23 protein-coding genes and 1 tRNA gene are annotated in these 23,887 nt (G+C 61.8%); 10 read left to right on the top strand and 14 right to left on the bottom strand.

Going from position 1 to position 23,887, the window contains the following annotated elements:
• Positions 1-178: 178 nt before the first annotated feature.
• From uvrB to RW095_RS30895, 5 genes are all read left to right on the top strand, one after another.
• Entirely contained in the window at positions 179-2,272 is a 2,094-nt protein-coding gene (gene uvrB, locus RW095_RS30915; RefSeq protein ID WP_317022491.1) for an excinuclease ABC subunit UvrB, read from the top strand.
• A gap of 355 nt (positions 2,273-2,627) precedes the next feature.
• A complete protein-coding gene (locus RW095_RS30910; protein ID WP_317022490.1) occupies positions 2,628-3,176 on the top strand; it encodes an iron transporter in 549 nt (182 codons plus the stop codon).
• 118 nt (positions 3,177-3,294) lie between these two features.
• A complete protein-coding gene (locus RW095_RS30905; protein WP_128585438.1) occupies positions 3,295-3,627 on the top strand; it encodes a cupredoxin domain-containing protein in 333 nt (110 codons plus the stop codon).
• 80 nt (positions 3,628-3,707) lie between these two features.
• Complete coding sequence (locus RW095_RS30900; protein ID WP_317022489.1) at positions 3,708-4,553, top strand: FTR1 family iron permease; 846 nt, start codon at positions 3,708-3,710, stop codon at positions 4,551-4,553.
• Positions 4,550-5,956, top strand: a complete 1,407-nt coding sequence (locus RW095_RS30895; protein ID WP_317022488.1) for a 4Fe-4S binding protein — start codon at positions 4,550-4,552, stop codon at positions 5,954-5,956. The genes RW095_RS30900 and RW095_RS30895 overlap by 4 nt, the downstream gene beginning before the upstream one ends.
• A 310-nt stretch (positions 5,957-6,266) precedes the next feature.
• Here the strand turns inward: RW095_RS30895 and hemP are convergent, their stop codons facing one another.
• The 4 genes from hemP to RW095_RS30875 form a co-directional block, all read right to left on the bottom strand.
• Positions 6,267-6,536 carry a hemin uptake protein HemP gene (gene hemP, locus RW095_RS30890; protein WP_317022487.1) on the bottom strand — a complete coding sequence of 90 codons (270 nt, stop codon included), beginning with the start codon at positions 6,534-6,536 and terminating at the stop codon, positions 6,267-6,269.
• A 219-nt stretch (positions 6,537-6,755) separates the two neighbouring features.
• Complete coding sequence (locus RW095_RS30885) at positions 6,756-7,238, bottom strand: SRPBCC family protein (protein WP_317022486.1); 483 nt, start codon at positions 7,236-7,238, stop codon at positions 6,756-6,758.
• Positions 7,239-7,323: 85 nt separating this feature from the next.
• Complete coding sequence (locus tag RW095_RS30880) at positions 7,324-7,722, bottom strand: OsmC family protein (protein ID WP_128585443.1); 399 nt, start codon at positions 7,720-7,722, stop codon at positions 7,324-7,326.
• Between the two features lie 202 nt (positions 7,723-7,924).
• The gene (locus RW095_RS30875) at positions 7,925-8,803 is read right to left on the bottom strand and encodes a pirin family protein (protein WP_317022485.1); all 879 of its coding nucleotides are present in this window, start codon (positions 8,801-8,803) and stop codon (positions 7,925-7,927) included.
• Positions 8,804-8,925: 122 nt separating this feature from the next.
• On the opposite strand from RW095_RS30875, the gene RW095_RS30870 reads away from it, so the two are divergent.
• The gene (locus RW095_RS30870) at positions 8,926-9,921 is read left to right on the top strand and encodes a LysR family transcriptional regulator (protein WP_317022484.1); all 996 of its coding nucleotides are present in this window, start codon (positions 8,926-8,928) and stop codon (positions 9,919-9,921) included.
• Positions 9,922-10,305: 384 nt separating this feature from the next.
• Here RW095_RS30870 and RW095_RS30865 read toward each other — a convergent pair whose 3' ends face one another.
• The 9 genes from RW095_RS30865 to RW095_RS30825 all read right to left on the bottom strand — a co-directional run bounded on the left by RW095_RS30865 (position 10,306) and on the right by RW095_RS30825 (position 18,142).
• Positions 10,306-10,725, bottom strand: a complete 420-nt coding sequence (locus tag RW095_RS30865) for an ExbD/TolR family protein (protein ID WP_020069974.1) — start codon at positions 10,723-10,725, stop codon at positions 10,306-10,308.
• A 25-nt stretch (positions 10,726-10,750) separates the two neighbouring features.
• Complete coding sequence (locus RW095_RS30860; RefSeq protein WP_027779251.1) at positions 10,751-11,482, bottom strand: MotA/TolQ/ExbB proton channel family protein; 732 nt, start codon at positions 11,480-11,482, stop codon at positions 10,751-10,753.
• Positions 11,483-11,508: 26 nt separating this feature from the next.
• Positions 11,509-12,237, bottom strand: coding sequence for an energy transducer TonB (locus tag RW095_RS30855; protein WP_317022483.1), 729 nt, complete (start codon positions 12,235-12,237; stop codon positions 11,509-11,511).
• A gap of 282 nt (positions 12,238-12,519) precedes the next feature.
• Complete coding sequence (locus RW095_RS30850; protein ID WP_128584386.1) at positions 12,520-12,756, bottom strand: (2Fe-2S)-binding protein; 237 nt, start codon at positions 12,754-12,756, stop codon at positions 12,520-12,522.
• A 217-nt stretch (positions 12,757-12,973) separates the two neighbouring features.
• Entirely contained in the window at positions 12,974-13,861 is an 888-nt protein-coding gene (gene murI / locus RW095_RS30845; RefSeq protein ID WP_317022482.1) for a glutamate racemase, read from the bottom strand.
• A 137-nt stretch (positions 13,862-13,998) separates the two neighbouring features.
• Entirely contained in the window at positions 13,999-14,478 is a 480-nt protein-coding gene (gene bfr / locus RW095_RS30840; protein ID WP_020069969.1) for a bacterioferritin, read from the bottom strand.
• A gap of 183 nt (positions 14,479-14,661) precedes the next feature.
• Entirely contained in the window at positions 14,662-16,185 is a 1,524-nt protein-coding gene (locus RW095_RS30835; RefSeq protein ID WP_128584388.1) for a fumarate hydratase, read from the bottom strand.
• Positions 16,186-16,237: 52 nt separating this feature from the next.
• On the bottom strand, positions 16,238-16,846 hold the full coding sequence (locus tag RW095_RS30830; RefSeq protein WP_317022481.1) for a TIGR00645 family protein: 609 nt from the start codon (positions 16,844-16,846) through the stop codon (positions 16,238-16,240).
• A 402-nt stretch (positions 16,847-17,248) separates the two neighbouring features.
• The gene (locus RW095_RS30825; RefSeq protein ID WP_317022480.1) at positions 17,249-18,142 is read right to left on the bottom strand and encodes a DMT family transporter; all 894 of its coding nucleotides are present in this window, start codon (positions 18,140-18,142) and stop codon (positions 17,249-17,251) included.
• Positions 18,143-18,576: 434 nt separating this feature from the next.
• Here RW095_RS30825 and acs point away from each other — a divergent pair, with 434 nt between their 5' ends.
• The 4 genes from acs (at position 18,577) to RW095_RS30805 (ending at position 23,291) form a co-directional block, all read left to right on the top strand.
• Positions 18,577-20,559 (top strand): acetate--CoA ligase, encoded by a 1,983-nt coding sequence (acs, locus tag RW095_RS30820; protein ID WP_317022479.1) that lies wholly within the window; start codon positions 18,577-18,579, stop codon positions 20,557-20,559.
• A gap of 138 nt (positions 20,560-20,697) precedes the next feature.
• A complete protein-coding gene (locus RW095_RS30815) occupies positions 20,698-21,117 on the top strand; it encodes a DUF4212 domain-containing protein (protein ID WP_317022478.1) in 420 nt (139 codons plus the stop codon).
• Positions 21,118-21,121: 4 nt separating this feature from the next.
• On the top strand, positions 21,122-23,140 hold the full coding sequence (locus tag RW095_RS30810; protein ID WP_317022477.1) for a sodium:solute symporter family protein: 2,019 nt from the start codon (positions 21,122-21,124) through the stop codon (positions 23,138-23,140).
• Positions 23,141-23,200: 60 nt separating this feature from the next.
• Positions 23,201-23,291: transfer RNA gene (locus tag RW095_RS30805), tRNA-Ser, on the top strand.
• 90 nt (positions 23,292-23,381) lie between these two features.
• On the opposite strand, the gene RW095_RS30800 is transcribed toward RW095_RS30805, so the two are convergent.
• The gene (locus RW095_RS30800; RefSeq protein WP_317022476.1) at positions 23,382-23,555 is read right to left on the bottom strand and encodes a hypothetical protein; all 174 of its coding nucleotides are present in this window, start codon (positions 23,553-23,555) and stop codon (positions 23,382-23,384) included.
• Positions 23,556-23,887 lie beyond the last annotated feature (332 nt).

Raw genomic sequence — 23,887 nt, 5'->3', positions numbered from 1 at the left:
GAGGAGAACGCCCCTTGGCGGACTTGTTTGCTTGAAAAACGGGCAGGCCGTCGCTAAATGACTGAAGCCGACCGCATCACACAGCGCTGCCATCCTACGCAGATCCGCTTAGTCCGTCGCCGGTCCATCTCCATGCAACCCGTTAGAATAGTTTTTTGCCTAAGGCCGCTGCCGCCCCATGTCCGAACAACATTTGACCGAAGCCGACGACACGCTCGACGAATCCAGGTTCGTCCGCTTCGAAGGCTCGCCGTTCCAGCTCTATCAGCCCTATCCGCCCGCCGGCGACCAGCCAACGGCGATCGAGACGCTCGTCGAAGGCGTCGAGGACGGCCTCTCGTTCCAGACGCTGCTCGGCGTGACGGGGTCGGGTAAGACCTTCACGATGGCCAACACGATCGCGCGGCTCGGCCGTCCGGCCATCGTGTTCGCGCCGAACAAAACGCTCGCCGCGCAGCTTTACTCGGAATTCCGCGAGTTCTTTCCGCGCAATGCGGTCGAGTACTTCGTTTCGTACTACGACTACTATCAGCCGGAAGCATACGTACCGCAGCGCGACCTGTTCATCGAGAAAGACTCGTCGATCAACGAACACATCGAGCAGATGCGCCTGTCGGCGACGAAGAGCCTGATGGAGCGGCGCGACGTGGTGATCGTCGCGACCGTGTCGGCAATTTACGGTATCGGTAATCCGTCCGAATACCACCAGATGATTCTCACGCTGCGCACGGGCGACAAGCTCGGCCAGCGCGACATCATCGCGCGGCTCATCGCGATGCAGTACAACCGCAACGAGGCGGACTTCCAGCGCGGCTCGTTCCGCGTACGAGGCGATACCATCGACATCTTCCCGGCCGAACATGCGGAAATGGCGGTGCGCGTCGAATTGTTCGACGACGAAGTCGAAACGCTGCAACTCTTCGATCCGCTCACCGGGCGGGTGCGTCAGAAAATTCCGCGTTTCACCGTCTATCCGTCGTCGCACTATGTGACGCCGCGCGACACCGTCGTGCGCGCGGTCGAAACGATCAAGGCCGAGCTGCGCGAGCGGCTGGAATTCTTCTATAGCGAAGGCAAGCTGGTCGAAGCGCAACGGCTCGAACAGCGCACCCGGTTCGACCTGGAGATGCTGCAGGAGCTGGGTTTCTGCAAAGGCATCGAAAATTATTCGCGGCACTTTTCGGGCGCGGCGCCCGGCGAACCGCCGCCCACGCTGGTCGATTACTTGCCGTCGGACGCGCTCATGCTGCTCGACGAATCGCACGTGCTGATCGGCCAGTTGAACGGCATGTACAACGGCGACCGGGCGCGCAAGGAAAACCTGGTGGACTACGGTTTCCGTCTGCCTTCGGCGCTCGACAACCGGCCGCTGAAGTTCAACGAATTCGAGCGCAAGATGCGCCAGGTCGTGTTCGTGTCGGCCACGCCGGCAGACTATGAAAAGAAGACCTCGGGCCAGGTGGCGGAGCAACTGGTGCGTCCGACCGGGCTCGTCGATCCGGAGATCGAGGTGCGTCCCGCGCGCAGCCAGGTTGACGACGTGCTCGCCGAGATCAACGAGCGCGTGAAGGCGGGCGACCGCGTGCTGGTGACCGTGCTGACCAAGCGCATGGCCGAGCAACTGACTGAGTTTCTCAGCGACCACGGCGTCAAGGTGCGCTATCTGCATAGCGACATCGACACGGTTGAGCGCGTCGAGATCATCCGCGACTTACGGTTGGGCACTTTCGACGTGCTCGTCGGTATCAATCTGCTGCGCGAAGGTCTGGATATTCCGGAGGTGTCGCTCGTCGCGATTCTCGACGCGGACAAGGAAGGCTTTCTGCGCGCCGAGCGCTCGCTGATTCAGACCATCGGCCGGGCGGCGCGCAACGTGAACGGCAAAGCCATTCTGTATGCGGACAAGGTGACGGATTCAATGCGCCGCGCCATCGACGAAACCGAGCGGCGGCGCGCCAAGCAGATTGCGTTCAACCTCGAACGCGGTATTACGCCGCGCGGCGTGGTGAAGCGCATCCGCGACATTATCGACGGCGTGTACAACGTCGACGACGCCCGCGCCGAGTTGAAGGAACAGCAAACGCGCGCGAAATTCGAGGACATGTCCGAGAAGCAGCTTGCCAGGGAACTCAAGCGCCTCGAAAAACAGATGATGGAGCACGCGAAGAACCTCGAGTTCGAGAAGGCCGCTCAAACGCGCGACCAGCTGGCGTTGCTGCGTCAGCGCGTGTTCGGGGCGAACGTCGGCGATCACGTATCCGGCGTCGATTAAAACGGCAGGACTATGCAGCGAAGCAGTGTGGTTCCAACGCAAGGGCGCGGCAATGCCGCGCCTTATTTTCGCCGACACGCCGACACGCCGCCAAAACCGCCAAGGGAACCGCCGACAAAACCGCCGGCCATCTGCCGCCTCATCCCCACACCTCGTTTCTTAAGACGCCCTTAAGACCCTGCTGGCATAAGGCTTGGCGTGCGTTCGTATTTGTTCCGGCAGGCGAGAGATGATAAACTCGACCAATATGAGAATGGTTCGCATTAACGTTCAACTATGCGATCTGCTTCGGTTTGTCGCCCGACGCACTGTTCCAATGGGATCAAATCGAGTCTGATAAAAACAAGGAGTTTCAATGCGGATTTCTTCATTTGTGCGTGGCGGCGTTGCCGCGGCTGCGGCTGTGGCGGCTCTTTCGGCAACGGCCGCCGAATATCCGATCGGCAAGCAGCAGATTCAGGGCGGCATGGAAATCGGCGCGGTGTATCTGCAGCCGATCACGATGGAGCCGGAAGGCATGATGCGCAAGGCGTCGGATTCGGACATCCACCTCGAAGCAGACATCCACGCAGTCAAGAACAATCCGACAGGCTTCGCGGAAGGCGACTGGATGCCGTATCTGCAAGTGCGCTACGAACTGACGAAAGCCGGTTCGAAAGAGACACAAAAGGGCGACATGATGGCGATGGTCGCCAACGACGGCCCGCACTACGGCGACAACGTCAAGCTGCAAGGCCCTGGCAAATATCACCTGAAGATGATCGTCGAAGCGCCGATGCAAACCGGCCACATGGCGTTTGGCCGCCACGTCGACAAGGAAACCGGCGTGGGTCCGTGGTTCAAGCCGATCACGCTTGAATACGACTTCACGTTCGCCGGCATCGGCAAGAAGGGCGGGTACTGATCTCCACGATCGTCGCAGCTCGTCACCTGGCAGTATGCGAGCAACGCGTGACAGGTGAATGAATGCAGCAGGCGGCGCGCGGACTCCACGCCTCGCGCCGCGTTTTCTGGAAACGCCAATGAGAATTAATCGAAAGATCGCTGTGCTTGCCTCGTCGATTTTGCTGGCGGGCGCGGCGCATGCAGCCGATCTGCCCACTTTCAAGCTCGAAATGAACGACGGCAAGCTGACTCCCGCGCGCATCGAAGTGCCGGCGGGGCAGCGTATCAAGATCGAGGTGCGCAATACGGGCAAGGGCGCGGCCGAGTTCGAAAGCGTCCAGTTGCGCAAGGAAAAAGTCCTCGCGCCAGGCGCGGATTCTTTCGTCGTGATCGCTCCGCTGGAACCCGGCGAGTACAAGTTTTTCGACGATTTTCACCAGCAGGCGCAGGGCGTGATCGTCGCGAAGTAGCAGTGGTTTTTGAGGCGGGCGCGAAGGCCTCGGGCCGCTCGCACTCGCAAGAGCAGTTGCAGAGCAGAAGGGAGTCCTTGATGGGTCAGATTCTATTCATCGTGTGGCGGGAAAGTGTCGAGGCATTGCTGGTCGTCGGCATCCTGTACGCGTGGCTGAAAAATGGCGACGACGATGCGCGCCGCGGTTTGCCGTACCTGTGGGGCGGCGTCGTGGCGGGCCTGATTGCAGCGGTAGCGCTCGGCGCGGCGCTCGTCGGCTTTACCGAGGTGCTCTCCGGCGACGCGCAGGACTATTTCCAGACCGCAATGGTGCTGGTCGCCTGCGTGCTGATCGTGCAAATGGTTCTGTGGATGAAGCAGCACGGCCGCTCGCTGAAACGCGACATGGAACGGTCGCTGCAACAGAGCCAGCGTGACTCGAACTGGTGGGGCGTGGCGGTGCTCGTGGCTCTCGCGATCGCCCGCGAAGGCAGCGAGACTGTGATTTTCCTGTACGGCCTCGGCTTCGGTCAGTCCGGTCACGTGGATACCAGCCAGATGCTCGCGGTCGCGATCGGCCTCGCTCTCGCATTGCTCACGTTCTACATGCTGCAGCTGGGCGGCAAGTTCTTCTCGTGGCGGCTCTTTTTCCGCGTCACGGAAATCATGCTGCTGTTCCTCGGCGCGGGGCTCTTTCAAACGGGCGTCGATAAGCTGATCGACAAGGAATTCCTGCCCACCATCGTCGACCAGATGTGGAACACGTCGGCCGTGCTCGATGATTCGAGCACCTTCGGCTCGCTCGTCGCGACGCTCACCGGCTATCGCGCGCATCCCGCGCTGATGAACCTGATTGCGTATGCAGTGTACTGGGCGGTGGTTTATCTGCTGCTGCGCCGTGCCAACCGCAAGCCGGCGCAACAAGCGGCAGGGCGCGCAGCATGAGTACGCTGATGACCCGCCCGGGGCGTCTCGCCGCGGCCGGGCAGTGGATGCAGCGTCACGGTTCCGCAATCCGCGGTATCCAGTGGGTCGTGGTGACGGTGTATGCGTTGCTGATCCTCGTTCCGGCCGTGATGCCGCTGCCGGACGACAGCGCGCATTTGTGGAACAACCTGACGCTTGCGGCCCAATTCGTGTTCTGGGGCATCTGGTGGCCGTTCGTGCTGCTGTCGATGGTGATGCTGGGCCGCGTCTGGTGCGGCGTGCTGTGCCCCGAAGGCGCGCTCGCGGAATTTGCCAGCAAGCACGGTCGCGGCAAAGCGATTCCGCACTGGATGCGCTGGGGCGGCTGGCCTTTCGTCGCGTTCGGCATCACGACCATCTACGGCCAGATGGTGAGCGTCTACCAGTACCCGAAAGCGGTGCTGCTGGTGCTCGGCGGATCGACGTTGGCGGCCATTGTCATCGGTCTGCTGTACGGGCGGGAGAAGCGCGTCTGGTGCAAATACCTCTGCCCCGTGAACGGGGTTTTTTCGCTTCTGGCGCGCCTCGCGCCGTTCCACTACAAAGTCGATGAAGACGCGTGGCGCCGCTCGTACAAGAACGGCGAACACGGGCATCGCGTGATTCCGATCAATTGCGCACCGCTCGTGCCGTTGCGCAACATGAAGGGAGCGTCCGACTGCCATATGTGCGGCCGTTGCAGCGGCCACCGCGACGCGATTGCGCTCACGTGGCGCGCGCCGTCGTCGGAAGTCGTGCAGCTCGGCGACAAGCAGGCGAACGTGTGGGACACCGCGCTGATCCTGTACGGCCTGCTCGGTATCGCGATTGGCGCATTCCACTGGACGGCTTCGCGCTGGTTCATCGACCTGAAGATGTTCTTCGCCACGTGGCTCGTCGATCACGACATCACCTGGCCGCTGGATACGAACGCGCCATGGTTCCTGTTCACGCATTACCCTGAACAGAACGACGTCTTCTCGTGGCTCGACGGCACGATGGTGATCGGCTACATCCTCGCGACGGCGCTCGTCTATGGCACTGCGCTGCTCGTCCTGATGACGGGCGCGACGCGCATGCTCGGGCGCTTTAGCAGCGTGCGTCTGCATCACCTGACGCAAGGGCTGATTCCGATTGCAGGCGCGGGCGTGTTCCTTGGCTTGTCGGCCACTACGCTGTCGCTGTTGCGCGCAGAGCATGTGCCGCTGTGGTGGGCTTCCGATCTGCGCATCGCGATTCTGGCGATCGCCAATCTCTGGAGCGCATGGCTTGCGTGGCTCGTCACGCGGCGCTACAGCGAGCGCTTCGTTCAACGCGGCCTCGCAATGCTGTGGTTTGCCGCTGCGCTCGCCGTGGTCGACAGCGCCTGGTGGCTGATGTTCTGGGGCTGGGCCTCGAAGTAGGCGCGCGAACGGGCGACTACTCCTTTCGGGGCACTCGCTTGCCCAACACCACCGGACACCGCCCGACACAAAAACAGAAGCCGTGGAGACGACATCGTCTCCACGGCTTTTTCATTGGCATGACGGTACACGGCGTTTCGTGTCCGCATGGGCGGGAACCAAAAAAGCGGCCTGGCTGGCTGCGACGGCTGGCTTGGTGTCTGCACGAAGGGGTCTAGTTCTCACGTGCAAGCCGTCGTGGCTGGCTAATGCCCAACACCTCTCTGGGAGGTGGTCCCCACAATACCCGGTACTGAAATCTCGTTCGTCGTTACTTGGTCAGGATCAGCTTGCCTAAACGGGTGGCGCGCAGTTGATACGTTTCCCCGTTATGCATAATGCTGATGTGACTATGTCCTTGCAGCAAAGCGTCGCTGCGCACCACCCGTTCGGCCGTTTCGCCGGATCCGTTCGCACGGTCGGCCGCAGGCTTTGCGGCGGTCGTTGCCGATGCCGTGGCTACCGAAGGCTTCTGGCGGCTCGTCAACGCGGCGGCCGGGCGGCGCAGGCTGAGCGTGGAGGTGCGAGTGGTATCGGTCATTCGTCTTTGCTGTTGTTTGATTCGATGGACGAATTCTAAATGATAACCATTCCTATTTACAAGAGAAGGAAATTCATCGATTCAAACTTTCGATAGGCGGACCAGATCAGAGGTGGAGGACGCAGCGACGCATGAAAGACGGCCGCCTGTTGCGCGCAGCGAACCTGCACCCGCCCGGTCATGATTCACCCGGGCGGCGGGGCGGCGGCTAGAGGAAGCTCAGTGCAGCGAGCCCGGCTCCTGTTTCGCCTGCACGTACTGGCGAATCAGGCGCACTGTATCGATGTCGTTCTCGCGATAAGCCGACTTGACGATCTCCTGCGTCTGCACGGCGTCCTGGTCGTCGGAGACGGGCAGCGTGGTCGCGTACTCGAAGCGCAGGAAGAGTTGCAGTTCATCCGGCTGTTCGATGGTCATCGTCAGCGAGCCGCCCACATAGTCCGCTGTCGGCAGGATGTCGTAGCGCACGGCCCGGCTTTCGTGCAGCGTCACGCGATCGCGCACGGTGGCCTGGCCATAGTGCAACTCCCGCTCGAGCGTGTTGCCTTCGCGCGAGAGAATCGTGCAGCTGTCGAGCCCAATCACGAACAGCTGCGGCTGTTCGGCGCGCAGCACGAGTCCTTCCCACAATTGCTCGCGGGTCATGGAGTCGACAAACGGATTCAACGGGTCGTTGATCTGGATAAGGTGTTCGAAATTCAAGACGACGGCATCCTATGAAAGCGTTGCAAGTGGTGCAGTAACGCGGCCCGGACAGCTTCGCCCGCTTGCCGGGCCGTTCACCACGTCACGCGACGGTCAAGCCCGAGCGGATCGTGATGGAGCCCGTGAGAATCTTGTGAACTGGGCATGCATTGGCAATTTGCAAGAGCCGTTCCCGTTGTTCATCTGACAACTCGCCGTGCAGCGTGATTTTGCGGTCGATGGTCGAGCCTTCGTCGCCCTGTTCCATGCCGAGGGTCACATGCACTCCTTCGAGCGGCCAGCCCTTGCGCTGCGCGTACATTTTAAGCGTGACCGACGTGCACGCACCGAGGCTCGACAGCAGCAGCGAAACTGGAGTCGGGCCGCGGTCGCCGCCGCCGAGCGATTCGGGTTCGTCGGCGAGCCACGTGTGCTTTCCGTCGTCGAAATGGACCTGGTAATTCGTCGAACCAATATTCGCGGTGACGGTGGCTTCTGCCATGCGGGCTCCTGAGCTGGGACGGAAATCGCCACGCGCTGCGGCTCGACAGCGTCAAGACGAGGGCGTGGCAGGAATTGCTATTGTGAACGAAGTCGGCGGCATTTGCGCCGCGTGTGCGCGCAGGTTTGCGGGTGGCGCCAACCTGGGATCGCGCGCGGTCCAGCAAATGTCTGCTGGCCGGCGCGCTCGCTCAGCAATCTGCTCAGTGGGTGATCGAACCCATGCGGCCAGCCTGATAGTCGACGACCGCCTGGCGGATTTCGTCTTCTGTATTCATGACGAACGGACCGTAGCGCACAACGGGTTCCTTCAACGGCACGCCGCCAAGCAGCAGTACCTCGAGCGGCTCGGCGCCGGCCGTGAGCGTCACCGAGTCGCCGTCGTTGTTGAACACGACCATGTTGCGCGGGTCGATTTCCTCGCGGGCGTCGCCTTCGCCGTAAAAGCCTTTGCCCGACAGGCCATATGCAAACACGCGATAGTCGGCCGGCACCGGCTGCCGGATCGTCGCGCCTGGCTGCAACGAAAAGTGCTGGTACAGAATCGGCGTGCGTGTTTCGACAGCGGCTTTCACGCCGAGCGCCTCGCCGGCGATCACCTTCACGCGAACCTTGCCGTCGGTCGAGGTCGCCACCGGAATTTGCGACGACGGCATCTCCTGATAGCGCGGCGCGATCATCTTGTCGCGCCGCGGCAGATTCACCCACAGTTGCAAGCCGTGCACGCGTCCGCCTGTACGCACGAACGACGGGTCGGGCATCTCGCTATGCACGACGCCCGCGCCGGCGGTCATCCATTGAACGTCGCCGGCATGCAGGGTGCCGGAGTGGCCCGCCGAATCCTTGTGGCCGAACTGGCCTTCGAGCACATAGGTGACCGTTTCAAAGCCGCGATGCGGATGGTCGGGCGCGCCCTTGGCCTCGCCGGGCGCGTAGTCGACCGGTCCCATTTCGTCGAGCAACAGGAACGGATCGAAGTCCATCAGCATGCGCGTGGGAAACGGGCGGTGGACGACGAAACCGCCGCCTTCGGTCGTGCGAACGGCGGGATAGGTGCGTTCGATCGTGCGTGTCGCGGTCATCAATGTCACCTCGAAAAATGGGGAATAGCGTTATTTTTGAAACGTGGAGCTATTATAGGGACCGTTTTTTCGGGTGCCAGCCGCTGTCTCGCAATGGATTGTTCTATTACTGGAACGATGAGATGAAGATCGATTCACACAATCTGAATGACCTGATGTATTTCTCGCAGGTCGTGGAACATGGCGGTTTTTCCGCCGCCGAACGCGTGCTGGGTATCTCCAAGTCGCGCCTGTCGCGCCGCTTGACGGAGCTCGAAGCGTCGCTCGGCGTGCGGCTGTTGCAGCGCTCGACACGCAAGCTCGCGCTCACCGAGGCTGGCCAGCTTTTCTACCAGCATTGCCAGGCGATGTTGAGCGAGGCGCAGGCGGCCGTCAACGTCGTGCAGCAACTGCGTTCGTCGCCGCGCGGCACGGTGCGCGTGAGCGTGCCGGTCACGATTTCGCAGACGATACTGTCGACCATCCTGCCGGAATTCATGCATCGCTATCCGGAAGTGCGCGTAGTCATGCGCGTGACCAACCGCGTGGTCGATCTGTTCGAAGATTCGATCGACGTCGCGTTGCGCGTGCGCTCCGATCCACCGGAGAACGCCAATATTGTCGTTCGGCCGCTGTGGCGCACGCAGCAGATGCTGGTCGGCGCGCCGAGTCTGTTGCAGCAGAATGCGCCGCCTCTACAACCGAACGATCTATCGCGCTTCGAAACGCTCGACGTGCCGACGGGCGACGGGCGGCACGTCTTTAACCTGATCGCGCCGGACGGCACGCGTCACGCACATGAACACGAGCCGCGTCTCGTGACCGCCGATCTGCTGACGATTCGCGAAGCCGTGCTCCGCGGCGTGGGTATCGCCGCATTGCCTGAGATGATGTACGGCGCCGCGTTGCGCGCGGGCCAGTTGTCGCCGGTGATGCCCGGCTGGACTTTTCCGATGCCGCAGTTGTATGCCGTATTCGTGTCGCGCCAGGGAATGGTGCCGGCCGTACGCGCTTTCGTCGATTATCTGGTCGAGATGCTCGATCCCGATGAAGGCAAGCACATCATGGCGGAATGCCCGGCGTCCGAAACGCGCCCGCAGCCCGCGCCCGCGCGCGCGACGGCCGCTGTGGCGTCCTAGCAGAGCGCGGGCTTCGGGGCATCGCTTTTAGCATTGAAGCGCGGGCTGTCATGAGTACTTTCAATGGCCGTTTGCTTGTGCGCGCGAGCTCATGGGGCTATATTGAAATCCCTTCGCTAAGGAGTCTCTTATGCGAAAACTCATGGCCGCTATGATAGCCGGCCTGATAGGGCTGACCGCGCTGTCCGTGTCGAGCACGGCTGTCGCATGCGGTGATTCTAGTCAGCAGTCTTCGACCGATGGCAAATAATCCCGCCGCCCGAAGGCGCCGAGCGCGCACAAAAAAGGCCTTCATCAGACGATGAAGGCCTTTTACTTTTCAGCCCTTGTTTCAAGGGCTTTTCTTCACTTCCGGATGCTGCCCGCCCACCGAACCCAGAACGTTCACTTGCCTTTGGGTTGCGTGACAAAACCGATTTTCGTCAGGCCACCGGCCTGCGCTGCGGACATTACCTGCGCGACCTTTTCGTAAGGCACTTTACGATCTGCATCGAGATGCAATTCGGGTTGCGGATTCGCCTGCGCGGCCTCTGCAATTTTCGCGCTCAGTTCGGCCTCGTCGACTTTCTTGTCGTTCCACAGCACATTACCGTCAGCGTCGACTGCGACCGTGACCTGAGCAGGCTTGGTGTCTTCCTTCTGACTGCTTGCATGCGGCAGATCGATTTTCACCGCATGACGGATCACCGGAATCGTCACCATGAAAACGATCAGGAGAACCAACATCACGTCGACGAGCGGCGTCATGTTGATTTCGTTCATCAGGCCGTCGTCATCGTCGCCGGCGAAGGGGCTCATTGCCATCTGTATGCCTCGTTCAGTTGGCGCTTCAGTTCGCGCGAGTAGCGAGACGCAGGCCGTCGCCGCGCTTGGACGACGACAGGCGTGCGCCCGTCACGAAGAATGCGTGCAGGCCGTGCGCGAAACGGCTCAGCTTGGCGACGATCGCCTTGTTCGCACGCGTCAGTGCGTTGTAGCCCAGCACGGCCGGAATTGCAACGAAGAGACCGAATGCGGTCATGATCAGCGCTTCGCCGACCGGGCCCGCCACCTGGTCGATCGACGACTGGCCGCTCGCGCCGATTGCCAGCAGCGCATGATAAATGCCCCACACCGTGCCGAAGAGACCAACGAACGGCGCCGTGCTGCCGATCGACGCGAGAATCGCGAGTCCGCTCTGCATGCGCGCGACGCTCTCGTCCATCGTGTCCTTCAAACAGCGCGTGACCCAATCGGACACGTCCATGCGGTCGTGCAGGTGCGGCTGCGTCTGGTGATGATGATCGGCCGCTTCCTGGCCCGACAGCGCGAGCGCGAGGAACGGATTGTCATGCGGCGTCGACGATCCGGCGCCGAGCTTCTTCACGCCGTCAGCGAGATCGTCGGAATGCCAGAACGCCTGCTCGGCGTTTTTCGTGAGGCGGTTCAAACGCATCACGTTCCAGCCCTTGATGACGATCACGCTCCACGACATCACCGACATCACCAGCAGCGCGAGCGCGATGCCGCGCGTGACGAAATCCCCTTGCGCCCACACGTGCGCCAATCCGTAGTTTTGCATTGCAATTCCTTTTTTTGAAATCCGCTTCAATCTTCGAGATTGAAGTTGTAAGGCTGGGTGTACGCGGCCCGAACCGGCTGGCCGTCTTCGAGATAGGGTTTGCACGCGCTCGAATGCGCGGCGGCTAGCGCGGCGTCGTCGAGCCGGCTGAAACCGCTGCTTTTCTTCAACTCGATGTTCTCAAGCTTGCCGGTCAGGCCCACCACGAACCTGACATACGCGGTGCCTGCTTCGCCGCGGCGCCGCGAGAGGGCCGGGTAGTCCGGCTTGGCGATGTTGCAGTCGAGGTGCGAGACGTTTTTCGGCGCGGAGATTTCCATCGTCTGACGGCCGATTGCTGGCGCGGCCGGTGCGGCCGGCGTTGGCGGCGCCGCCGGAGCTGGCGGTGCGGCGGGCGTCGGTTCGGCAGCCGCCACGGGCGTCTGCGACGGCGCGGGCGCGTCGTGCAGCGGCGTTGGCTTCGGCTTAGGCTGCACCTTCGGCTTGGTGCGAACCGGCGGCGCCGGCGTGGGCGGGGGCGGCGCGACCGATTGCATCGCGACCGGCGCGGCAACAGGCGCAGGCGGCAGCAACTGGGCGGTCATCACGTGCGACTCGATGGTTGCCTCGACCGGGGCGTGACGCAGCGTCAGGATGACGGCCAGCAACGCGACGTGAACCGCCGCAACCACGGCGGTCGCCGTCAGGACGCGGGAATTCATTCGGATGGACGAAGCCGGTGCGGCACCGGCTAAAGCGGTATGCGAAGCCTGCATGTTAGCGTGACGGCGCGCTGTCGAGGCAGCGCTTCTGACAAAACATCGTCATGGTCGGAAGATCACCAGCGAAATACACAATGTGGTCACGAAACCAATCAGCAATTCCATCTCGAACTCCATTGATGGGTGAGCGGGTAGCTGGCTGGCAGGGATACTGGCTTGCTGACGGCAGTGGGATTAACCAAAAGCGCTGGATCCGCAGCGGAAACAGGGAGAGCAGTGGCTAACGACGCGGCGCAGGCACCGATAGATGGCCCGCGCCGCGCTCGGAATGGTACGTTACGCCGCCTTGCGCTCGTAAAACGTCATCGGCATGGCTTGCGGCTGGTGCTCGAAGCCGCAGCGGCTTGCGCACACGCCGCTTTGCATCATCACGTCGCGCACCGAATCCGCGCACTTGCCGCAGCAGGACGCGACGCCGAGTTCGAATTGCAATTCGTCGAACGAATCGACGCCTTCCGCGATCGAGGCACGGATCTTTCGGTCAGAAACAGACTTGCAGACACAGACAATCATGGCAGGGCGTCATAGCTAACGTTAATGCGAATTATTATCATTTTGTTTGGGCCGTTTGGCAAGCGTCACCAACGGTTTTTTGTAACAAAACCAGACTCTTAGAAGGGTTTCAACTATGCAAATGGCGGCCGCTGAGGGGCGTGCGGCGGAGCCAAACACGCGTCGAGGCGGCGCGAAAAAGCGCGCGGAAGGCTCTGGAATGGGCCCGGGGAGGCTTTCAGGCCGGTTGCGAGGACAGCGCCGCCGTACGGCGCGAGGGAATTAGCACGCGCTCGACGTCTGCGTCAATGTGCAGCAGGGTGGCGACAAGTTGCCGCAGATGCGTGCCGTCGCCCGTGGAATAGAAGCGCGGCAACGCTGCGTCCGCCATCTGCCGCGCTGCGCGCATGCCGTGTTGTTCGAGCACGCGCTCCAGCTGGCGCGCAATAGCCACGCTAGTGTCTATAAGCGCAAGCCGGTCGCCGACGATGTCGCGAATCGCGGCGTCGAAGAATGGATAGTGCGTGCAGCCAAGCACGAGCGTATCGGCGCCCGCGTCCAGCATGGGCTGAAGATAGCCGCGCAGCAGCGCGCGCAGCTCCGCTGAACCCACGTCGCAGCGCTCGACAGCCTGCACGAGCCCGTGTCCGGGCTGGCACAGAAAGCGGCAATCCGCGGCGTAGCGTTCGAGCAGCGCCTGAAAGCGCGCGCTGCGTAATGTGACTTGCGTGGCGAGTACGCCGGCGACCCGCGTTTTCGATTGCAGCGCGGCGGGCTTGATGCCCGGCTCGACGCCGACGAGCGGAATGGGCAGTTTCTCGCGCACCAGCGCGATGGACTGCGCGGTCGCCGTGTTACAGGCCACGACGAGCGCTTTCGCGCCCCGTTTGACGAGCCACTCGCCGATAGCCAGCGTGCGGTCGGCGATGAAGTCGTCGTCGCGTTCGCCGTACGGCGCATAAAGCGAATCGGCAACGTATAGCAACGCCTCGTTAGGCAACTGCGCCCGAACCGCTCGCAACACCGACAGCCCGCCGAGGCCCGAGTCGAAAATGCCGACCGGCGCGCGCGAATCCGCACTCAGGGAGCCAATTGATGCATTGAGAGACGACGATTCTTCGGGCATAAGCGATCGGAGCAGGCGGCGCGGCGTGCAGGAAAAGCTGAGGAAAGCGAGCGAGCAAGTATATCGTCAGGGCGGCGCATGCTATCTCGTATGAGCCGGGACGTGCGCCAGCGCGTGAGCGTTCCCGTGCGATCCGCTCAGGACTCCACCGAGCCCATGGCCGTTTGCTGGTAGTTTTGAATGCCGACCTTGTCGATCAGGTCCAGTTGCGTTTCGAGCCAGTCGATGTGCTCTTCAGTGTCGTCGAGAATCTTCACGAAGATTTCACGCGAGATGAAATCGCGAACCGATTCGCAATACGCAATGGCTTCCTTGCAGGTGCTCTGCGAAATCTGCTCCAGTTTCAAATCGCATTCCAGAATTTCTTTCGTTTCCTCGCCGATCAGCAGCTTGTGCAAGTCTTGCAGGTTCGGCAGACCGTCGAGCATGAAAACGCGTTCGATCAGCCAGTCGGCGTGCTTCATTTCGCCGATCGACTCATCGTATTCATGCTTGCCGAGTTTCTCGAGGCCCCAATGCTTATACATCCGCGCGTGCAGGAAGTATTGGTTGATCGCGGTCAGTTCGTTTTTCAACTGCGCGTTGAGATACTCGATAACTTTCTTGTCGCCTTGCATGATCTTTCCTTTTTGGGGGGACTTCAAATTTCCAACAACAATAAACGCCATGCCTTAAAAAGCCAAGAGAACAGAACATCTTTCGACGTCGGTCCGGGCATGCGCGTAATGCGCGCCATCCATGAAAAAAGCCGGGACCGTGGCCCCGGCTTCTCAAGACACGCTATGCGCGTCAGCGGCGAATCAGACGGTCGCGACCGGAATCTTGCCGATCTTTGCCTGCCATTCCTTCGGGCCAGTCTGGTGCACCGAGGTGCCGCTCGAATCGACCGCCACCGTGACCGGCATGTCCTGCACGTCGAACTCGTAGATCGCTTCCATGCCGAGGTCTTCGAATGCAAGAACCTTTGCGCTGCGAATTGCCTTCGACACGAGGTAGGCCGCACCGCCCACGGCCATCAGATACGCGGCCTTGTGCTTCCTGATCGCCTCGATCGCGACCGGTCCGCGCTCGGCCTTGCCGATCATCGAGATCAGCCCCGTTTGCGACAGCATGGTCTCGGTGAACTTGTCCATGCGCGTTGCGGTGGTCGGGCCTGCGGGGCCGACAGCTTCGTCGCGCACCGGATCGACCGGGCCGACGTAGTAGATCACGCGGTTCGTGAAGTCGACCGGCAACTTCTCGCCCTTGGCCAGCATGTCCGCGATGCGCTTGTGTGCGGCGTCGCGGCCCGTCAACATCTTGCCCGACAACAGCAGCGTCTGGCCCGGCTTCCACGCAGCGACTTCTTCCGGCGTCAGCGTGTTCAGATCGACGCGCTTGCTGGTCTCCGTGTTCGGTTCCCATTGCACCTTCGGCCATGCGTCGAGCGACGGCGCTTCGAGCTTGGCGACGCCCGAGCCGTCGAGCGTGAAGTGCGCGTGACGCGTGGCCGCGCAGTTCGGGATGATCGCGATCGGCTTGGACGCGGCGTGCGTCGGGGCGGCCATGATCTTCACGTCGAGCACGGTGGCGAGGCCACCCAAACCTTGAGCGCCGATGCCGAGCGCGTTGACCTTCTCGTGCAGTTCGACGCGCAGTTCCTCGATCCAGTCTTTCGGACCGCGTGCGATTACGTCCTGAATGTCGATCGGGTCCATCAGCGACTCTTTCGCCATCACCATCGCTTTCTCAGCCGTGCCGCCGATGCCGATGCCGAGCATGCCCGGCGGGCACCAGCCCGCGCCCATAGTCGGCACGGTCTTCAGAATCCAGTCGACGATCGAGTCCGACGGATTCAGCATCGCGAACTTCGACTTGTTTTCCGAGCCGCCGCCCTTGGCCGCGACTTGCACGTCGACTTTATCGCCCGGCACGATCTCGTAATGAATCACGGCCGGCGTGTTGTCTTTCGTATTCTTGCGCGCACCTTCCGGCGGGCTCACGATCGACGCCCGCAGCACGTTGTCCGGGTTCAGGTAACCGCGGCGCACGCCTTCGTTGATCATGTCGGTGACGCCCATCGTCGCACCGTCCCAACGCACGTCCATGCCGACCTTCACGAACACCGTGACGATGCCCGTGTCCTGACAGATCGGACGCTTGCCTTCAGCGCACATGCGGCTGTTGGTGAGAATCTGCGCAATCGCATCTTTCGCGGCCGGACTCTGTTCGAGTTCGTACGCGCGGCCCAAGGCCTGGATGTAGTCGAGCGGATGGTAATAGCTGATGTATTGCAACGAATCAGCAATGCTCTGAATCAGATCTTCCTGTTTGATGACGGTCATGGCTAAGCTCGGTGGGGACGGTAGCGCTTTTTTCTGTTCGCAGGCTGTGCGGTCAGTCGTGCGCTTTCAGGGGAGTGGAACCGCTGGAACCCAGCGGCTGCAAATCCGCGGGTTCCTGAAAATGAGTCGGATGCGTGTGCGTGGTCAGCCGGTCGACGAAGGCCATGATCAGTGCCGAGAGGAGGAACGCGACGTGGATGATGACCTGCCACATGATGGTGTGCGTCGAGTTCTGGTCCGGGCTGATAAACGTTTTCAGCAGATGGATCGACGAGATGCTGATGAGTGCCATGGAGAGCTTCACTTTCAGCACGCCGGCGTTCACGTGGTCGAGCCATTCCGGCTCGTCGGGATGGCCCTCCACACCGAGGCGCGACACGAACGTTTCATACCCGCCGATGATCACCATGATCAGCAGGTTCGAGATCATGACCACGTCGATCAGACCGAGCACGACAAGCATGATGTTGGTTTCGTCGAGCGTCATCGACGCTGTGACGAGATGCCAGACTTCCTTCAGGAACAGCACCACGTACACGGCCTGCGCGACAATCAACCCGAGATAGAGCGGCACCTGCAGCCAGCGACTCATGAAGATGATGACGGGCAGCGGACGCATGGGGCGGCGTTGGCGCGGGGAATCGGTTCGCGAAGCGGACATAGGCAGGAATCGGATCGAACGCAGGTGACGGAACGTGGACCAAATGCGCCGGACAGCGTGCGAATCACGCGCGCGGATCGGGCACGCAAAGCGAGGTGCGGAAGGCGCGGCACGGGCGCGAAGCAAGCCCATCATGGGTCGGCAGCGGGCCGGCAACGCACGCATCAGCGCGCGCTATTGTACAGCGTTGGGCGGATTTGCTGCGGCGCGGCGGGCAAGGTCGAGGCGCGAGCGTCAATGCCCGTGGGCGGGGCCGCGGCGCCAGCATAGACGCACGGGCGGCCGCGCAGCATAGCCGGTGGCGATTGCGCGCGGGAGCAACCGCTAGCCTGCGCAACGCAACGGCTGCGTGAGCCCGGTGCATCACCGCGTGCCGCAGCCGCCAGCGTATAAACACAACGCTTACGATGCGACCGGCGGTACGCGCTTCACTTTCAAACTCGCGAGTCCAATGCCCGCAATCACGCACGCAAGCGCGACGCCGTGCGCAAGCGTCGGGCGCTCACCGAGAAACGCAATGCCGTAGATGGCCGCCGCGACCGGCAGCACGGCGCTGAATACGCCCGCAAGACTGCCCGGGACGTGGCGGATGCCCTTCATCCAGAGCCAGAAGGAGAAGATGCTTGCGGACAGTCCGTACCACAGCACCAGCGTCCACACGCCGGGCGGCACCGCGCGATAGTCGAAATCGACGAGCGCGGTCGCGCCCAACGGCAGCATCAACAGCAGGCCGAACATATGCGTGTAAGCACAGATGTCGATAGGTGCGAGCGTTTGCGTGAGGCGCCGCGAAAGAATGATGTAGAGCGACTCGCAGCACACGGCGCCGAGCACCATCAGATTGCCGGTGAACGATGTTTCGCCGCGCGCGCTCGCATCGACATGTGCGAGATCGATGACGACCACGCCCGCAATGGCCAATGCGATCGACGCAAGCGCGCGCCCATTGGGACGCTCCTTGAGAATGAGCCACGACAGCAGCGCGACGACCGCCGGAATCGTGCTCGTGATGACGCCTGCCGCCACCGCACTCGTGCGCTGCACGCCGTTGAGCATCAACAGCGTAAACCCGAAGGTCCCGAAGAGCGCCTGCAAAAACAGATTGAGCCATTCATCGCGCTTGACGCGACGCAGTTTCGCGATGCGCAGAAGCGGCCACAGCACGGCCATTGCGATCACGAAGCGCAGCAGCGCGAACAGCGGAACAGGGACGTACTCGACAATCGATTTACCGATACCGACATTGCTGCCGACGAGCAGCATCGAGGTAATAAGAAGCAGGGCGTAGCGATTCAAACTGGAATCCGGGCAGCTAGTTCAGTTAGCATTGTATTAGGGCCCGCACCGCGGCGTAAGGGCAACGGGCTCAACGAGCGTAACCTGCGTAACGTGCGCGAAATGGCGCAGCACTGCGTGGCTCGTTGAAAGCGTCGTACGAATCGCGTAAGGGTTTGTGCGGGCAAGCCGATGCCGCTCGCGTAAGTGGCCGGTAAGTTGCACCGCTTATGGTTGAACACGAGAGCGGACGTTGTCTCGCCTGTGATTATGTTGCATTGCGGCATGAGCACAGGTTGACGGCACGGTCCGCGACGCAGCGGCCTCGAACGGCCGGTGCGCGAGGCGGGAGACACGCGCCTGCAATCGCGTCCGATTGCGGCGTCAACATGACATGGCGCGCCAACGGTGCGCCGGCACAGGTTTTACGTTTCATCTTCACCAAGGGGTTGTCGATGTCTGCGATTGAATCGGTTCTTCAGGAACGCCGTGTTTTCCCGCCCTCCGCCGAAGCAGCGGCCGGTGCCACGATCTCCGGCATGGACGCTTACCATGCGCTGACCGCCGAGGCGGAACGAGACTACGAAGGCTTCTGGGGGCGCCTCGCTCGCGAGACGCTAAGCTGGAACAAGCCCTTCACGAAGGTGCTCGACGAATCGAAAGCGCCGTTCTACACGTGGTTCGAGGACGGCCAGCTGAATGCGTCGTACAACAGCATCGACCGTCACGTGGAGGCGGGCAACGGCGAGCGCGTCGCGATCGTGTTCGAAGCCGACGACGGCACCGTCACCAACGTCACCTATCAGGATCTGCTGCAACGTGTGTCGCGCTTTGCGAACGCGCTGAAAACGCGCGGCGTGAAGAAGGGCGACCGCGTGGTGATCTATATGCCGATGTCGATTGAAGGCATTGTCGCAATGCAGGCATGCGCGCGGATCGGCGCGACGCACTCGGTGGTGTTCGGCGGCTTCTCGTCGAAGTCGCTCAACGAGCGGCTCGTCGACGTGGGCGCGGTCGCGCTCGTCACTTCGGACGAACAGATGCGCGGCGGCAAGGCGCTGCCGTTGAAGAACATCGCCGACGAAGCGCTCGCAATGGGCGGCTGCGACGCGGTCAAGAGCGTGATCGTCTACCAGCGCACCGGCGGCAAGATTGCGTGGAACGAAGGCCGCGATCTGTGGATGCACGAGATCGCGCAAGCCGAACCGGATCAATGCGTGCCGGAGTGGGTCGGTGCCGAGCATCCGCTTTTCATCCTCTATACATCGGGTTCGACGGGCAAGCCGAAGGGCGTTCAGCACAGCACGGGCGGCTATCTGTTGTGGGCCGCGCAGACCATGAAGTGGACCTTCGACTGGAAGTCCACCGACGTGTTCTGGTGTACCGCAGACATCGGCTGGATCACGGGTCACAGCTACATTACTTATGGTCCGCTGACGCTCGGCGGCACCCAGGTCGTGTTCGAAGGCGTGCCGACCTATCCGAACGCCGGCCGCTTCTGGGACATGATCGCGAAGCACAAGGTAACGCTCTTCTATACCGCGCCGACCGCGATCCGCTCGCTGATCAAGGCCGCGGAAGCCGATGCGAAAGTGCATCCAAAGAGCTACGACCTGTCGACGCTGCGCATCATCGGTACGGTCGGCGAGCCGATCAATCCCGAAGCGTGGGTGTGGTACTACGAGAACGTCGGCGGCGGGCGCTGCCCGATTGTCGATACGTGGTGGCAGACGGAAACCGGCGGCCACATGATCACGCCGCTGCCGGGCGCAACGCCGCTCGTGCCGGGCTCGTGCACGCTGCCCTTGCCGGGCATCATGGCGGCGGTCGTCGACGAAACCGGCCAGGACGTGCCCAACGGGCAGGGCGGCATTCTGGTGGTGAAGCGGCCTTGGCCTTCCATGTTGCGTAACGTGTGGGGCGATCCGGACCGTTACAAGAAGAGCTACTTCCCCGAGGAACTCGGCGGCAAGCTGTATCTCGCCGGTGACGGGGCGGTGCGCGACAAGGAAACCGGCTACTTCACGATCATGGGCCGCATTGACGACGTGCTCAATGTGTCGGGTCACCGTCTCGGCACGATGGAGATCGAGTCGGCGCTGGTATCGAACCCGATCGTCGCCGAGGCGGCGGTGGTGGGGCGTCCCGATGCAACGACCGGTGAAGCGGTATGCGCGTTCGTCGTGTTGAAGCGCGCGCGTCCGGAAGGCGAAGAGGCGGTCAAGCTCGCGAACGAATTGCGCAACTGGGTCGGCAAGGAAATCGGTCCGATCGCGAAGCCGAAGGACATCCGCTTTGGCGAGAATCTGCCGAAGACGCGTTCGGGCAAGATCATGCGCCGTCTGTTGCGTTCGCTTGCAAAGGGCGAGGCCATCACGCAAGACGTGTCGACGCTGGAGAACCCGGCGATCCTCGATCAGCTTGGCGAGTCGCTCTAAAAGGCATGCGTTTGCCTGCGCGTTGCAGGTGAAAAGGCGGGAGCGTATCGAACGATGCGCTCCTCGCCGGATGCCAGTTTCGGCCCTCGCACGGACAATCCCGATTGCTTGCCCGGTGCCTTTTTGATACATAGGCGCATGGCCGCGCCTCACCACTCCTCTCACGCTACGCAGAATCCCGCGCCCGAACCGCCGGCGGTGTCGGCGGCGCTGGCTCGCGCACATCGAAAGTACTGGCGCTTCAATCTCGCGCTCATCGCGGCGTTGATGACGGTGGGCTTCGCGGTATCGTTCCTGTTGCCGCTCGCGGCACCTGCTCTCGCGCATCTGCGTTTTGCCGGCTTCAGATTGCCGTTTTACTTCGGCGCACAGGGCGCGATCCTGATCTATCTCGCGCTGATCGTCGTGTACATCGTGTCGATGCAGCGCGCCGACCGCCACTTGCAACGCGCGTTCGAGGCCGACACTCATACCGCTGCCGATACCGACGCCGCTTTGAGCGCAAGTGCGGCTGCAAGCCCGACTGCCGCCGCCGATGCCGGCGTGCGCGGAACCTGAGCCGATGAAGCTCACGAACAGGCTGATCCGCTCATATGCGTTTTACACGCTCGGCTTCCTGCTTTTCATCTATGTGATGTGGCGCATCGAGCGCACGACCGGGCCGGGCATGTGGATCGGCTATGTGTTCCTGTTCGTGCCGATTGCCGTGTACGCGGTGATCGGCTTGCTGTCGCGCACTTCGGATCTCGTCGAATACTATGTGGCGGGACGGCGCGTGCCGTCCGCGTTCAACGGCATGGCGACGGCGGCGGACTGGCTTTCGGCGGCTTCGTTCATCGGCCTGGCTGGTTCGATCTACGCAACCGGCTACGATGGCCTGGCCTATCTGATGGGCTGGACCGGTGGTTATTGCCTGGTTGCGTTTTTGCTCGCGCCATACGTGCGCAAGCTAGCCCGCTACACGATTCCCGATTTCCTCGGCACACGTTTTTCGAGCAACGCCGTGCGCGGCCTCGCGGCGTTGTCGGCGATTCTGTGTTCGTTCGTTTATCTGGTCGCGCAGATTCAGGGCGTCGGCCTGATTGCAACGCGCTTCATTGGTGTCGACTTTGCCGTCGGCATTTTCTGCGGACTCGCGGGCATTCTGGTGTGCTCGTTTCTTGGCGGCATGCGCGCGGTGACGTGGACTCAGGTTGCGCAATACATCATCCTGATTGCGGCGATCCTGATTCCTGTTTCGATGATCGCGCATAGGGACGGCCTCGGCTGGGTGCCGCAATTGAGTTACGGCCGTTTGATGGAGCGTATGGAAAGCCTCGAGAAGCAGGTGCGCGACGAGCCGCTCGAGCAGACCGTGCGCGACGATTATCGCCGCCGAGCCGCGCTGATGCAGCAGCGGCTCGACATGCTGCCGCATTCGTTCGTCGCGCAGAAGCTGAGGCTCACACAGGAAGTGGCCGATTTGCGCCGGCGCAATGGTCCGCTGCGCGAGATCAAGGAGCGCGAGAAAGCGCTTGAGCAGTTTCCGCGCGATGCCGCCGCCGCGCAGATCGTTTGGTCGCAGCAGCGCGACGAGATGCTGATGCGTGCCGCCGCGCCGGTGCCGATGCACGAGCCGTTCCCCACAGCGAGCGACGAAGACCGGCGCATGCACGAGCGCAACTTTCTTTCGCTGCTGCTGTGCCTGTCGCTCGGCACGGCGAGCTTGCCGCATATTTTGACGCGCTATAACACGACGACGTCGGTGGCTTCCGCGCGACGCTCAGTCGGCTGGACGCTCTTTTTCGTCGCACTGTTTTATGTGACCGTGCCGGTGCTCGCGGTGCTGATCAAATACGAGATCTTGACGAACCTGGTCGGTCATCACTTTTCCGATTTACCGCAATGGCTCACGCAATGGCGCAAGGTGGAGCCGAGCCTGATCACTCTGGCGGACACCAACGGCGACGGCATCGTGCGATGGAGCGAGATTCAGATGCAGCCCGACATGGTGGTGCTTGCCGCGCCGGAGATTGCGGGACTACCGTACGTGATGTCAGGCCTGATCGCGGCGGGCGCATTGGCCGCGGCACTTTCCACGGCTGACGGTCTGCTGCTCACGATTGCGAACGCCTTATCGCACGACGTGTATTACCACATGGTCGACCCGGGAGCGTCGAGTCAGCGGCGCGTGACCATTTCGAAGATTCTGCTGCTCGGGGTGGCGCTGTTTGCGTCGTATGTGGCGTCGCTCAACACGGGCAACATTCTGTTCCTGGTCGGCGCGGCGTTTTCGCTAGCGGCGTCGAGCCTGTTTCCGGTGCTGGTGCTGGGCGTGTTCTGGAAGCGCACGACGCGGCTCGGCGCGGTGGCCGGCATGCTGGCGGGGCTACTCGTGTGCATCTACTACATCGTCTCGACCTATCCCTTCTTCACGCAGATGACGGGCTTCGCGGGGCCGCGGTGGTTCGGCATCGAGCCGATCAGTTCGGGCGTGTTCGGCGTGCCGGCGGGCTTTCTGGTGGCGATCGGCGTGAGCCTTTTCGACCGCAAACCGGATGCTTATACGGTGGCGCTGGTGGACTATATCCGGCATCCATAGAGGGGTTTGCGCGAGGGTGTAGCGAACGGCTCGAAGTTTGCTATAATTCGGCTCCCCGCCGGAGAGATGGATGAGCGGTTTAAGTCGCACGCCTGGAAAGCGTGTATAGGTTAATAGCCTATCCGGGGTTCGAATCCCCGTCTCTCCGCCAGAATTCCAGCAAGGCTTTGCGGCCGATTCAATTTCCGCCGCTGTACCCTTGAAAGCCAGTTGTAGCCTTGGCTGACCTATCGAAGCGGCATTACTCGCTTTGGTTTGCGTCGATAAATTCGTTCCGTAATTTTGTTGTCTGCGTGCGTTCGAGCGTCTCAGCATCGCTCGCGCATTTGGCCCGCATGTCATGCTCGGTGAAGGCTTCTTTCGGCTTCGTTTCCTTCAGGACATGCGTCATGAAATGCGCCACTTCGTGTTCCACCCGCCGGCGCGACCGGTCTGCTCGTTGAAGTAGCATTCGCCTCGCCGGTTGCAAAACAGCTAGGGCGAGATCGGGACAGGGCGCACGGCTTTACCGGCATTCCCCACATGCCCGTGCTGACGGCGCAGACTCTGTATTACACATCGAGCAGCAATTCTTCGTTCGCGGCAAACTTTGCTATCACTGACTAGGAGTTCTAGTTAGGACGACAGTCAATGTTCGATTCTCCGACAGCAGTGAGACAGCGATCATCACCTCCTTCGGTGGTCCAGAGGCCCCAGATGTTTTTGAAAACCTAGGCACGGTGACTACTTCTGACCCGCGATACAAGA

Source organism: Paraburkholderia kirstenboschensis (assembly GCF_032806925.1).
Classification (GTDB): Bacteria; Pseudomonadota; Gammaproteobacteria; order Burkholderiales; family Burkholderiaceae; genus Paraburkholderia; species Paraburkholderia kirstenboschensis.
This window is presented reverse-complemented; position numbering and strand designations above follow the sequence as displayed.